Origin of the sequence: Paenibacillus sp. FSL M7-1046 (genome assembly GCF_038007405.1) — a bacterium.
In the GTDB taxonomy this organism is placed as follows: Bacteria; Bacillota; Bacilli; order Paenibacillales; family Paenibacillaceae; genus Paenibacillus_AQ.
This window is the reverse complement of the sequence record NZ_JBBOXB010000001.1, coordinates 3,820,900-3,833,521: the sequence shown is the minus strand read 5'-3', so window position 1 is coordinate 3,833,521 and position 12,622 is coordinate 3,820,900. Positions and strand designations below refer to the sequence as shown.

Genomic DNA, 12,622 nt, shown 5'->3' with positions numbered 1-12,622 from the left:
CACCAAATCAATGATTGACACACCATAACGGCAATGTTAGCATATAACAAAATAATTCAAGTTATAATTCCTCACACAATGTTAACATTACATCTCTCTTGTATAAGCTCGATAATTTGGATTGAGCGTATCTACAGGCAACCGTAAATTGCCCCAGGCTACAAGAGGCAACGCAAGACCGAAGGGAACCAAAGCTGAGAACCGCATAATTATTATGCACTCTCCTATGGTGACGTTTGTCTTGCATGTGCCTCTTGTCATCCGGGGTTTTTTGATATTCATGTTAAGGACTTATTCAGATTAAAGGGAGTGAAGGCGATGAGCGCATCCTATGCACGGTTAAGCGAGTCCATCAGCAAGGCCAAGAATGTGAGGATTTATAAAAACAAGGATACCGCCTATGATTTCAAGCTGTACCCTTTCGGAGAACGGGGCACCTATATTGATCCCGAGCTGATTAGTGAAATCACTGATAATCTGGCAAAAGGCGAACACTACAAGGCGCTGGAAGCAGACTATGGCATACCGGTACGGGTGCTGTCCAAGGTATAAAGTGCTATAGAAGCTGATTTCAACTTATATAAATAGCTTATTTAAGGGAGTGAAGATCGTATGGCTTTTTATTATGAACAGCCTTCAAGAACATTCAGCGAGTTTCTGCTTGTTCCGAACCTGACCACCAAGGATTGTATCCCGGGTAATGTCGATCTTAGAACCCCTGTAACGAAATTCCGCAAGGGTGAAGCGCCGGCGCTTACGATGAACCTTCCGGTAACCTCCGCCGTGATGCAGGCCGTTTCCGACCACAACATGGCTATCGCTCTGGCCAAAAGCGGAGGGATCTCCTTCATCTATGGCTCCCAGTCTATAGAACAGCAGGTTGATATGGTGCGCAGAGTCAAGAAATTCAAGGCAGGCTTTGTCCTCAGCGACTCCAATCTGCGCCCGGAGGATACCCTGCAGGATGTACTGGCCCTAAAAGCGCGCAGTGGCCACTCCACCATCGCCATCACGGACAACGGGGAGCCAACCGGCAAGCTGATGGGCATTGTCACCAGCCGTGATTACCGCGAGAACCGCCTGCCGCCGGAATGCCCGATTACGGAATTCATGACTCCTCTCTCCGCTTTAATCTACGCCGCAGAAGGCATCACTTTAACCGAAGCCAATGATATGATCTGGGACCATAAGCTGAACTGTCTTCCGATCGTGAACAGCAGCGGCCATCTCGTCTACCTGGTCTTCCGCAAGGACTACGACAGCCATCAGGAATATCCGCTGGAGCTGCATGACAGCAATAAACAGCTCATCGTCGGTGCCGGCATCAACTCCCGGGATTACAAGGAGCGGGTTCCGGCGCTGGTCGAAGCGGGAGCGGATGTGCTCTGCATCGATTCCTCCGACGGTTATTCGGAGTGGCAGGCAGAGACCATCCATTATATTAAGGATACTTTTGGGGAATCGGTAAAGGTAGGTGCCGGGAATGTCGTGGATAAAGAGGGATTCCTCTACCTCGTTGAAGCAGGGGCGGACTTCATCAAAGTCGGCATCGGCGGCGGCTCTATCTGCATCACCCGGGAACAAAAAGGCATCGGCAGAGGGCAAGCCTCCTCCGTCATTGAAGTGGCCGCGGCCCGCCAGGAATACTACGAACAGACCGGAATTTATGTCCCGATCTGCTCCGACGGCGGCATCGTCCACGATTACCATATCGTCCTTGCCTTAGCCATGGGTGCAGACTTCGTGATGCTGGGCCGCTATTTCGCCAGATTCGATGAAAGTCCAGGCCGCAAGTTGCTGGTCGGCGGGAACTTTGTCAAAGAATATTGGGGTGAAGGCTCCAGCCGGGCCCGCAACTGGCAAAGATACGACTTCGGCAACGCCGATAAAGAAAGCAAACTCGAATTCGAGGAAGGTGTCGATTCCTTCATCCCTTATGCCGGCAGACTCAAAGACAACCTGGATCTCAGCATCAGCAAAATCAAATCGACCATGTGCAACTGCGGCGCTTTAACCATTCCGGGGCTGCAGCAGCATGCCAAAATCACCCTCGTCTCCTCCACAACTATTTACGAAGGGGGGGCACATGATGTTATGCTAAAGGAAAAAGACAGAACATCCTGATCATTAGCAGCCTGTAAACACAGAAAGGTTGCTGCGGCGGGATCATTCTGATTCATAAGGAGCCCACACAATGACGTCATTACAAAAGGTTCTGGTCACCAAAACAGAGCTGCAGCAAAGAGTCCAGGAGCTTGGAGCAGACATATCACGGGATTACGAAGGCAAGGAGCTGGTGCTCATCGGCATCCTTAAGGGAGCAGCCGTATTTATGGCTGACCTGATGCGCGAGATCACCCTCCCCATCGGCATGGATTACATGTCCGTATCCAGCTATGGCGCCAGCTCCACCTCAAGCGGCGTCATCACCGTCAAAAAAGACATCGACACCGACATCCGCGGCAAACATGTCCTCCTTGTCGAGGACATGATCGACACCGGCCTGACCCTGCAGCATCTCAAGCAGCTCTTTGCTCTCCGTGAGGCCGCTAGCGTCCGCATCTGCACCATCCTCAGCAAGCCCTCCCGCCGCCTTGCCGACATCCCCATCGACTACTGCGGCATCGAAATCCCCGATGAATTCGTCGTCGGTTACGGATTGGACTATGCCGAACAATTCCGGAACCTGCCGGAGGTTTGGATTGTGCAGACGGGCGAATAGGGGCAGCAAAAAGAGCCGGAACTTGTTAAGTGCCGGCTCTTTTTGCTGTAATGAATTCATAAGGCTTTATTGGACCTGGTGACGCTTAAATGCACGTCCGACAAAGGGGATGCATACCGCGCTTATAACAACATAAACAACAATCCTCATAGCGATAATATCTACGGTCAAGCCGGGAAATGGATAAGAAAAATACGAAGTGTACTCCGCAGGAAATACAGGCTGTACAGCCATGTACGGAAACAGCATCAGAATATGATTCAGTATGCCATTGGTCCCGCTAAGCCCCAAAAAGACAGGGAGTAATATGACCAGCACATCTACAACAAGCACTGCAAAAGCTGTTTTCATTTTTGCGGACAGTAGAAGTGTTACGGCGACCATACCCATCGAAACCAATAATAAGATCAAAATACATACCATAGCCGCTTCCAACAAAGATAGATTATAAGGAATGGTAACATTTAAAATCTGTAATGGAAGATCCCAGCCCTCGAATCCAAACGCGTATAGTTGAATGCCTACTGCCAGCAGAACATTTATTAAAAACACAAGCAGTGCAAAAAGAAAGGCCGCTGATATTTTCGCCTTTATTAATTTCGATTTCCCGTATCGGGTAGATAGAATAACGCTGTCAGCTCCCGATTGATATTCTCCTGCAAATACTGGAGCAATACAAATGCAAATTGCAATAATAGAAACAATCAACAATTCAAAACACTGGAACAAACTTCTCCATCCAGCGTGGTAGCCATATTCATAAGGCGTTTCAATCTGGCTGTTTTTAGTGTTCCAGAATTGCTTTTCTTGATTCGAATATTTCCAGTCAGAATAGTCAATATCTAAGTAACTCTTCACTTTGTCCGCGCGCGCCTGATAAAATCCCGCTGTATCCTCCAAGCGCATATCTCTAAGAACCGTTAGTCCGTTATCAGTGACCTGAGGCTTCAAAAAAGCTTCATCAATTATTTTCAAATAAGAGTAATGCGGTAATACATAACGGGCATAATTCTCATCCGTCAAGTTAACCTTATCTCCGTCTTTCACCACATTCTCCGGATTGGAGAACAATGTCTGATACTCTTTAATATCTTGTGCAACCCGTTCTTCCGTAAGCGTTCCTTCAAGCTCTTTGGCATACTCTTTCTCAAGCTGTATTGCAGCAGCACCATTCACCTGACTGCCATCACGCTCTAGTGAAATATAATTCTGGAAAGGCATGATAAAGAACAGCAGGGTTAAGAACAAGCTGACCAGAACGACCACTATGTTCATTCTCTTTTTGGCGATTTTCATTAACTCATATTTGAATAAACTATTCATCGGCTCCCCCTATATTCGGCAATGTCGTTCCGGAAATAGTACAAGTACAAATCTTCAAGCGTAGGCACCTCATTCATTGCACCGTCCATCGGGATTTCATCACTAAGCACACGAAGGATGACCGTATCATCATCACCGTGGTGCAGATTTGCCACACACAATGAATTGCTGATTGTATTGGCATACTCCTTCGTAACCACACATTTCCACACTTTACCGTCCATTTCGTTCGCAATGTTGCCGGCTGGGCTATTGATGATCAGCTTACCGTCTTTGATCATTAGAACAGTGTCGGAAATATATTCTATATCAGATACAATATGAGTAGAAAGAATGACTATCTTGTCTTTGGAAAAGTTCGCAATTAAATTGCGGAAATGTACACGCTCTTTCGGGTCAAGTCCGGCAGTAGGTTCATCCAGCACCAAAATTTGAGGGTCGTTCAAAACAGCTTGCGAAATTCCCAGTCTTTGCTTCATCCCCCCGGAAAACGTTCGGATTTTTCTGGTTGAGACTTCGGATAAGCCAACTAACCCCAAAAGCTCCCTTGTGCGAATAATGGCCTTCTGAGGTGAAATCCCCTTCAATGCCGCGACATAGAGCATAAATTGCTCTGCGGTGAAATCCGGATAATATCCAAAATCCTGGGGAAGATACCCTAGAAGATTACGGTAATCCTCACCCAATTCCCCTGCACTTTTACCATCCAAAAGAACATCGCCCGAGGTAGGATTCAGCACTCCGCAGACCATCCTCATAAGTGTAGTTTTCCCTGCCCCGTTCGCTCCCAGCAGACCATACACTCCTGGTTTCATCTTAATCGTCATTTGATCGACCGCTGTTTTGCGCCCATATTGTTTGGTAAGTCTGTCCAGCATTAATTCCATAGTCCAACCTCCCTTACTCAATTAGAAACGTCTCATGCCCTTTCCATTACAGACAAAAGTCTGCTTACCCGGTATTTATTGTACCGTCAGCAAGCAGACTGAACTTTAATAACTAAACGTAAATTTATTAAGAAAATCCTAAGAATGCATTTAGCGACCTCCATGTGAAGTGAGCGGTATCTTTACGCTAAATACGGTTTTCCCATTTTCACTCTGCATCCCGATCTGCCCTTCATGCCGCATTATTATTTCTTTGGCAATGGCCAGGCCCAAGCCTGCACCTCCCGTATTCGTTGAACGGGCATCATCCAATCGGTAGAACTTATCAAAGATACTGTTTTGCTTATCAGGCGGTATGGTTTGCCCGGTGTTCGTAAAGGTAATGTTGGCCCTACCCTCATGGGCTTTTGCCGCCACCTCAATCGTGCTGTTATCGTCACTGTATGCAACGGCATTTTTCAAAATGTTATTAAAAACCCGCGCCAGCTTATCTGCATCACCATAAACGGTTATCGTTTCTTCGGCGTCAATAACCATCTTTTTTCCGGCAGTCGTGAGCGAGGGATAAAATTCATCCGGCATTTGTATCAGCATATAAGAGATGTCAACATTCTGTTTGTTAAGCTGGAGCGTTTGCTGGTTATACCTTTCGACTTCAAAAAAATCATGGATAAGGCGCTCCAAATGATACGCCTTATCCAAAGTGATTTTCATATATTTCTCTTGTTGCTCCTTCGGCATATCGGAAGCTTCGTTAAGTAAACTCAAATATCCAATGACGGAAGTAAGCGGCGTTTTTATATCATGAGCCAGATACATGACCAAATCTCTTTTGTTCTGCTCTGCCACCTGTACCTCCAGTTCACGTTTTTTGAGGGTTTGCTTCACAAAAATCAGTTTCTGCTCCATTGAAGACATCTCCGGTGATAGCGTAATATCTGCTTCATCCTTAATTAGGGCATCCATTCCTTCATTGACTTCATTAAAATATTTTGTAAACCAGGATAAAGAAAAATAGAAAAAAATAAGAAAAAAGGCCGATATCGCTATCAGCATTATGATTTCCCAATGATCACGGAAAGTACTTTCGTAAATCGAAAGGGCATCACTATATTCGTAACCAAAAACATGTTGTAATAACAGAACGCCTCCCTCACCCAGTCGTCCTCGAACCAGTAAATATAGAATATCCACTGCGATGATAGCAAGAATTATCAAAATCAGCATTCGAATGAATACTTTCATCCTTAACTTTGCATAGTTCATCTGAATATGGGTTTTACTTTTCAATTTTATACCCCACCCCCCATATCGTTCGGATCCATTTCGGATTATCCACCGAATCATTCATTTTCTCGCGCAAATGCCTGATATGAACAGTGATGGTATTATTATTTTTATTGTAATATTCATCGCCCCAAATCACGCGAAATAATTGTTCCGAGCTGATGACTTTGCCTTTATTCTCACAAAGGACCCGTAAGATTGAAAATTCTGTAGGTGTAAGAGATAACTGTTTTTCGTTCAGCCAGCACTCATGGGTGTTCACATCCAGAACCAGGCCGGAATAGGCTATGACCGTTTCATCAGGCACTGGCATGGACTTGTATTTCTTATATCTGCGCAATTGCGCCTTTACCCGCGCGACCATCTCTAGCGGACGAAACGGTTTGGTAATATAATCGTCTGCCCCCATCGTAAGACCAGTAATCTGGTCTGTTTCTTCATCCTTAGCCGTAAGCATTATTATAGGAAAATTGTGATTTTCCCGAATGCTCTGGCAGATGGTAAAACCGTTAATATCCGGGAGCATAACATCCAGAATTGCTAAATCCACATGTTCATTCTCAATATACTTGAGGGCATCCTGTCCATTATAAAATTTATGAACATTGAAATTTTCATTTCTTAAGTAGATTTCGATCAGATCAGTGATGGCCTGCTCATCATCCACCACCAGAATATTTTCAGCCACTATGTGATCCCTTCCTTTACTGCATGAAATATACTTATTGTACCAGAAAACGGAAAGGGCTTATGTTGTTTTTTTCTTGTTTAATTCTTAAGATAATCCTAAGGTTAGCTGAATTCTCCACATAAAGAAGGCTGTCGAAACTTTCTCGACAGCCTTAGATTTTAAACGCAATCACGAAGTAGTTACTGGTATTGTACCGGACTTCACTCTGGCGCTGAACCCGGCAACTGCTTTTTTCAATAGTAAGGCCAATCCCAACGTAATGAGAATACAAATCGCATTCAGAACAAGGTCGTTCACCTGCAGGTTCAGGTTTCGCCGGAGATCCGTCAACATCTTGAGCATTCTTTCATGAAGCAGATAAATCTCCAGGCTATGCGTGCCGCAGAATGAGAGGAAGGGATAACGGGTCCATTTGCGCTCTGCCATCCAGTGCAGTACTCCCGCCGCCAAGATGCATAAAGGCAGTGTAATCAGAATAAAAGGATACCACCACAGTCCATAACTCCATACATAGTCCTGCAGATATTTCTGGCTAACTACCAGCAACAATATACCTGAGACAAACACTGCAAGATGCATGATCAGACTCAGCCGCGAGATTGCCCGTTTTTGATCGATAAGGTATCCAACAAACACGCCTACACAGAATATCGGAATTCTTATCGTAAAAATCAGCAAATAGGAGAACGAAGTTCCAGATAGAACTACGCTGAGCAGTATTCCAAGAAGGCTGGCCACAGCAACGGTAATCACCTTATTCCGCTCCCTGAAAAAATACATAAACAGTGGCGTAAGCAAATACAACACCAATAGTGCAGGGACGTACCAGTCAAACCGGCTGTCCAGCCCGAGCCAAAAGCTAAGCGTCGTCAGATTCAGAAGGACCTCTGTAAAGGACATCTCACCGATCCCCCAATACAGAAGACAAAATAACAGCACCACCGGAAGATACGTTGGCAGAATCCGCTGCAGCCGTCTTTTGTAAAAGGTAACCATGCTGACATTGCCGCGATAGGCATAATATAACCCCAAACCCGAAACCAGCAGGAAGATATCGACTCCACCGTACCCATAGGCTTGCAAGGTGCCGAGAACCGGCACGGAGGATGCATTAATCGTCGAATGATACAGCACCACCCACAGGATTGCCAGTCCCATGAGTTGGGTGCGGTACGTGCTGATCAGCTTATAATTAAGCTTTGTCATGGATAACCTCCTGAAGCGCCGGCAGCTGGCGGGAAGAGGGGCTCGCAGGCATTAGACTGGAAAGTTTCTTGTAATTCAGCGAAAAGAGAATGCCAAGCGAAGCTTCCGCAAGAATGATTAAATCCCGATTAGAAATCACCAGCGGAATCGCAACCACACTAATGACGATAAGAACCCAAACCGCCGGATACCCCATATACGGCTCGATGAAGCGGCCCAGCCACAGCAGGACTCTGATCGCCACATAAGTGCAGACCAGTGCCAGACACCATATCCACACAATATACAGGCGGCCCAGCCCAAGCCGGTCAAAGGCCAAGATCAAGATCAGATGGGTAAATAGAAATAGAAATGAATGCTTACCGAAATAGAGCATCAGATTACTGGGAGCATAGCTTTTTTTCCTTCTGAAAAGATAAAAGACCCCGAACAATACAAACAAAGACAGCAGAAGATAGTTCACAGACATATTGTATTTGATGAAATCCGCTTCACGCACTCCACCGTAACTGGATATCACAAGCAGTGCCCCGGCTACAAGAGCTCCAATAAGGTTCACCCGGTTGCTGCACCGATAGGCGAAGATCCCGGCCACAAACGCAAACATCCATGGGAAATAGGTAAACCCAACAGTTTCTGTGAACAGTATGGATTTGAGCGGGAAGTCCGGCAATAGACTGCCAATGAAAAAATGCACCAAAAAAACAAGCAACGCCAAAAGGAGATACAAATAGAGTGGAGGTTTCAAATATTTCTCTATGAGGTATACACTCAGCACTCCGAGTGCAATGATCTGGGGAACATCCATTACCGAAAACGCCTGAACCTCCGGTTTCCACATGAGATTATAGGAGAAACCGATGACAGCGAACAACACGTAGAAGCTAAGCAGCGACCTGAAGCTTTTCCTTCGAACCTGCAAGGTGGTCGTCACCCCCGAGACAGCAAAGAAAAGTACAGGGGCCAAACCGGCAATAATCTGAAACACCCGCTCATTACCATTAAAATAAAGCGGAATATGTGCCACAATCATCAAAATACAGCTAATTCCCTTAATAGCATCCAATGAATAGTCATATTCCTTCATTCCCCTCACTTTCCTCCCGTTTGTTTAATGTTCATTGTATATAGAGTATAAATTGCATCTCATTTTTCTCCACCCCTCAAAAGTGTAAGATTGCACTACGTAATTTGCGTCATTGTGCAATCGGGTCCTGATTACTAAATCCATCCTCAGAAAGTAATACCCTACTGAAGTTATTCTAAGAGGGTTGTTTCCTGATTTCAGTAAAGATTCATCTCCTTCTTCCCGATATAATAAGAGGTACAATTACTTATATGGAAGACACAAGGGGGACTTATCAATGCAACTTATGCAAAAGGAGTATCTGACTCCTACATATATGCGTGAATTCCGATGCACGGGGGCTGCTTGCGAAGATACCTGCTGCTCTTTATGGGAAATTACTATAGACCAATCCACCTATGATAAATACAAGCGGCTTCCTGACAAGCCTCTCCGCGAAGAGATCAACAACAATATGATTCGTAACTCAAAGAACAGCAAGTCCTATGCATCTTTCAAAATGAACCAACATACCGGCAACTGTTCCATGCTCAAGGGCGGTCTCTGTTCGATTCAAGCCAAGGTTGGAGAGACGTACTTGTCACAAACCTGTTCAACCTATCCCCGGGTTCTAAATGATGGCGATGAGATCGAAGTATCGGCTCTCTTGTCCTGTCCGGAAATCGCCCGCCTGGTGCTTCTCTCTGAAGACGCTATGAATTTTACTAGATCCCATGAACTGCAGACACCGAATCTTCGGATTAATAAACCAAACAGCTCCACCAGCAAGAAAAAACAATGCATTTTAGGCTTAAGGGAGCTTATCCTTGAAATCTTGAGAGACCGTCAATTCTCACTGCAGCACCGGTTAATTATTATAGGGGTTCTTCTGGACAATTCCGCTAAGCTGTTTCATTCAGGTGCATTTGAACAAGTAATGACTTTCTTGGAGGAGTTCAGAGGAGAGTTAATCACTAACGAGGAACTTCGAAACTATGACATCTTTCCTTCGGATATTCAGATCCAATTCCAGGTTCTGAACAATACCCTGATGGCTCATCTGAGTAAGTTCCTATGGAATGCCCGCTACAACGAATGTATGAATGAATATCTTAAAGGCATGCAGAGAAACGGAAGCAGCCTAAGTGAATCATTACATACGTACCGCAGTGCACGCGAAGAAATCTATGAACCCTTCATCCAGCACAAGGCCTTTATCTTGGAGAACTATGTCATTAACCACGTGTACCAGAATTTCGTTAGCGATATCCATGCAGGCGTCAACCTCTTCGACTTCTTTGCGAAGCTCGCTATCGATTACTCCTACATTCGTCTGCACCTGATCGGAATGGCCGCACACAGACAAGAGTTGAATGAAGAGATGGTGGTCAAGCTAATCCAGTCCTACACCAAAAACTACAAGTTCTCCGACAAATTCCTCACCGCCATCCTGAATGATATACAAGAACAAGGATATTACTCCCTTGGGGGAATGTCGTTATTGATCAAATAACAGAATCAAAAAGAAAACAGAGGCCTAACTGGCCTCCGTTTCACTCCCCCGCTTACTCATAAGCTTCCGCGGCTTTAATCCAAATTTTACCCACAACCGATCTACATCATCACGAAAAAACCGAATCTGTATCCAACTCAAAGGTGTCCATACTTCCTTGAAATAATAATTAGGCAAGGGCCTGCTCTCCTACCGAAAAATAGATTAACCCTAATTATAGACCGGGATACCTAATTTGTTTGTCGGTTGGTGGGAGCGAGAGAAAGAGAATATTACTAGTTTTGTCTGAACCAACGCTTAATCTGATTTAGAGCACTTTTGGCTTCGGAGCCGTTGTAGCCAAAGGCATTGCCCATCATTTTCGTGTATTCGTTGAAGGTGGTCTCCCGGCTATAACGGTCACTCCACCATGTGTTAGCGTTATAACCCGAATCAGAGCTTATATAGGTAAGCTCAATGCCGGAATTCTTATAGATATGATCGAAAAGCAACTTTACCCGCCGCATGTGAAAGTCAGAGGAAACGACTATGGCTGATGAGAAACCATTCTGCTTCATGATTGGAAGAGTCAACTCGGCGTTCTGGTAGGTGCTTTGGGCTGCATGTTCGAGCAAGATATCATCTTGAGAAATTCCTAAGGCAAGAGCGGTCTGAAGCATGTCGCCGGATGAACTTGCATATTCTTTGGAGTTAGACAAGAGAAGATACGGTGCGTAACCTTCCTTATACAACTCTGCTCCCTTTTCACCCCTTCCTGCCCCACCGCTAAGCACGATGATAACATCTGCTTGTTTGGGGGCTTGATTATAAAGGAGAAAGCGGCCACCACCGAAGAAGAACACCACAATTAACAGAACAGGCAAGGACAGAAAGAGAATTTTCTTTCTTCGCTTGCCTGTTTTTTTACTTACAATTAAGTTGCCCATAAGCTACTTCCGATACTCGCCGCTAAGAATTTGTTCCCACCACTCCGCGTTCTCGGTGTACCACTGAATGGTTTGCGCAATTCCTGTTTCAAAGGTGTAGGTTGGCTTCCAGCCTAGTGTCTCAAGCTTCGTAGGATCGATAGCGTAACGTTTATCATGACCTAGACGGTCTGCAACAAATTCAATCAAATCCTCGGACTTCCCTAAAGTCTGGATAATGGTATTGACCACTTCCAGATTCGTGCGCTCATTATGACCACCAACGTTATACACTTCACCACCAATACCTTTGTGCAAAACGAGATCAATAGCAGTACAGTGATCCCACACATGCAGCCAATCCCTGATGTTTTTACCATCGCCATAGACGGGAACCTTCTGTTCGTTCAGAACTTTAGAGATGGTCAGCGGAATCAGCTTCTCCGGGAAATGGTAAGGACCATAGTTGTTAGAGCATCGAGTAATGTTCATCGGTAAGCCATACGTTTCATAATACGCCCGTACCAATAGATCCGAAGATGCTTTACTTGCACTGTATGGGCTATTTGGCTGCAGGGGAGTTTCTTCCGTAAAGAACACAGTCGGGTCAAAGTCCAGTTCTCCATATACTTCGTCCGTAGAGACATGAACGAATTTTTCAAGCCCTATCTTTCTGGAAGCATCCAGCAGCACTTGTGTCCCCATCACATTCGTACGAACAAATATTGCCGGATCTGTAATCGAACGGTCAACATGGCTTTCTGCTGCAAAGTGAACCACAAAATCAAACTTCTCTTCTTCAAAAAGATTCATTACCGCTTCACGGTCAGCAATATCTGCTTGTACAAAACGATAATTCTCTTTATTCTCAATTAGTGTGTGCTTCGTCAAATCGCCGGCATAGGTTAACAAATCCAGATTAATAACACCGTAATCCGAGTATTTATCAACCATGTATTGTACAAAGTTGCCACCGATAAAACCGGCACCACCAGTAATCAGCAATTTTTTCTTGCTCATTG

Annotated in this window: 12 protein-coding genes and 1 riboswitch; of the genes, 4 read left to right on the top strand and 8 right to left on the bottom strand. The window is 45.1% G+C overall.

What is annotated here, in order from left to right; translation table 11 throughout:
- Positions 1–78 precede the first annotated feature (78 nt).
- Positions 79–181: riboswitch (purine riboswitch) on the top strand.
- A gap of 137 nt (positions 182–318) precedes the next feature.
- The 3 genes from NYE29_RS16875 to hpt all read left to right on the top strand — a co-directional run bounded on the left by NYE29_RS16875 (position 319) and on the right by hpt (position 2,722).
- On the top strand, positions 319–552 hold the full coding sequence (locus NYE29_RS16875; RefSeq protein WP_340896847.1) for a hypothetical protein: 234 nt from the start codon (positions 319–321) through the stop codon (positions 550–552).
- Positions 553–612: 60 nt separating this feature from the next.
- Positions 613–2,124 (top strand): IMP dehydrogenase, encoded by a 1,512-nt coding sequence (locus NYE29_RS16870; protein ID WP_340896846.1) that lies wholly within the window; start codon positions 613–615, stop codon positions 2,122–2,124.
- A 70-nt stretch (positions 2,125–2,194) separates the two neighbouring features.
- A complete protein-coding gene (gene hpt / locus NYE29_RS16865; protein ID WP_038595755.1) occupies positions 2,195–2,722 on the top strand; it encodes a hypoxanthine phosphoribosyltransferase in 528 nt (175 codons plus the stop codon).
- A gap of 66 nt (positions 2,723–2,788) precedes the next feature.
- Here hpt and NYE29_RS16860 read toward each other — a convergent pair whose 3' ends face one another.
- From NYE29_RS16860 to NYE29_RS16835, 6 genes are all read right to left on the bottom strand, one after another.
- Entirely contained in the window at positions 2,789–4,045 is a 1,257-nt protein-coding gene (locus NYE29_RS16860; RefSeq protein ID WP_445322173.1) for an ABC transporter permease subunit, read from the bottom strand.
- On the bottom strand, positions 4,042–4,932 hold the full coding sequence (locus tag NYE29_RS16855; RefSeq protein WP_340896844.1) for an ABC transporter ATP-binding protein: 891 nt from the start codon (positions 4,930–4,932) through the stop codon (positions 4,042–4,044). Before NYE29_RS16855 ends, NYE29_RS16860 begins: the two co-directional genes overlap by 4 nt.
- A 150-nt stretch (positions 4,933–5,082) precedes the next feature.
- Positions 5,083–6,279 carry a sensor histidine kinase gene (locus NYE29_RS16850; RefSeq protein ID WP_340896843.1) on the bottom strand — a complete coding sequence of 399 codons (1,197 nt, stop codon included), beginning with the start codon at positions 6,277–6,279 and terminating at the stop codon, positions 5,083–5,085.
- Complete coding sequence (gene vanR, locus NYE29_RS16845) at positions 6,212–6,907, bottom strand: VanR-ABDEGLN family response regulator transcription factor (RefSeq protein ID WP_340896842.1); 696 nt, start codon at positions 6,905–6,907, stop codon at positions 6,212–6,214. The genes NYE29_RS16850 and vanR overlap by 68 nt, the downstream gene beginning before the upstream one ends.
- A gap of 171 nt (positions 6,908–7,078) precedes the next feature.
- Entirely contained in the window at positions 7,079–8,116 is a 1,038-nt protein-coding gene (locus tag NYE29_RS16840) for an acyltransferase family protein (RefSeq protein WP_340896841.1), read from the bottom strand.
- Entirely contained in the window at positions 8,103–9,203 is a 1,101-nt protein-coding gene (locus tag NYE29_RS16835) for a hypothetical protein (protein ID WP_340896840.1), read from the bottom strand. The genes NYE29_RS16840 and NYE29_RS16835 overlap by 14 nt, the downstream gene beginning before the upstream one ends.
- A 277-nt stretch (positions 9,204–9,480) precedes the next feature.
- Here NYE29_RS16835 and fliB point away from each other — a divergent pair, with 277 nt between their 5' ends.
- Entirely contained in the window at positions 9,481–10,695 is a 1,215-nt protein-coding gene (gene fliB / locus NYE29_RS16830) for a flagellin lysine-N-methylase (RefSeq protein ID WP_340896839.1), read from the top strand.
- A gap of 275 nt (positions 10,696–10,970) precedes the next feature.
- Here fliB and NYE29_RS16825 read toward each other — a convergent pair whose 3' ends face one another.
- Positions 10,971–11,621 carry a YdcF family protein gene (locus NYE29_RS16825; protein WP_340896838.1) on the bottom strand — a complete coding sequence of 217 codons (651 nt, stop codon included), beginning with the start codon at positions 11,619–11,621 and terminating at the stop codon, positions 10,971–10,973.
- Positions 11,622–11,624: 3 nt separating this feature from the next.
- Positions 11,625–12,620, bottom strand: a complete 996-nt coding sequence (gene rfbB / locus NYE29_RS16820) for a dTDP-glucose 4,6-dehydratase (protein ID WP_340896837.1) — start codon at positions 12,618–12,620, stop codon at positions 11,625–11,627.
- Positions 12,621–12,622 lie beyond the last annotated feature (2 nt).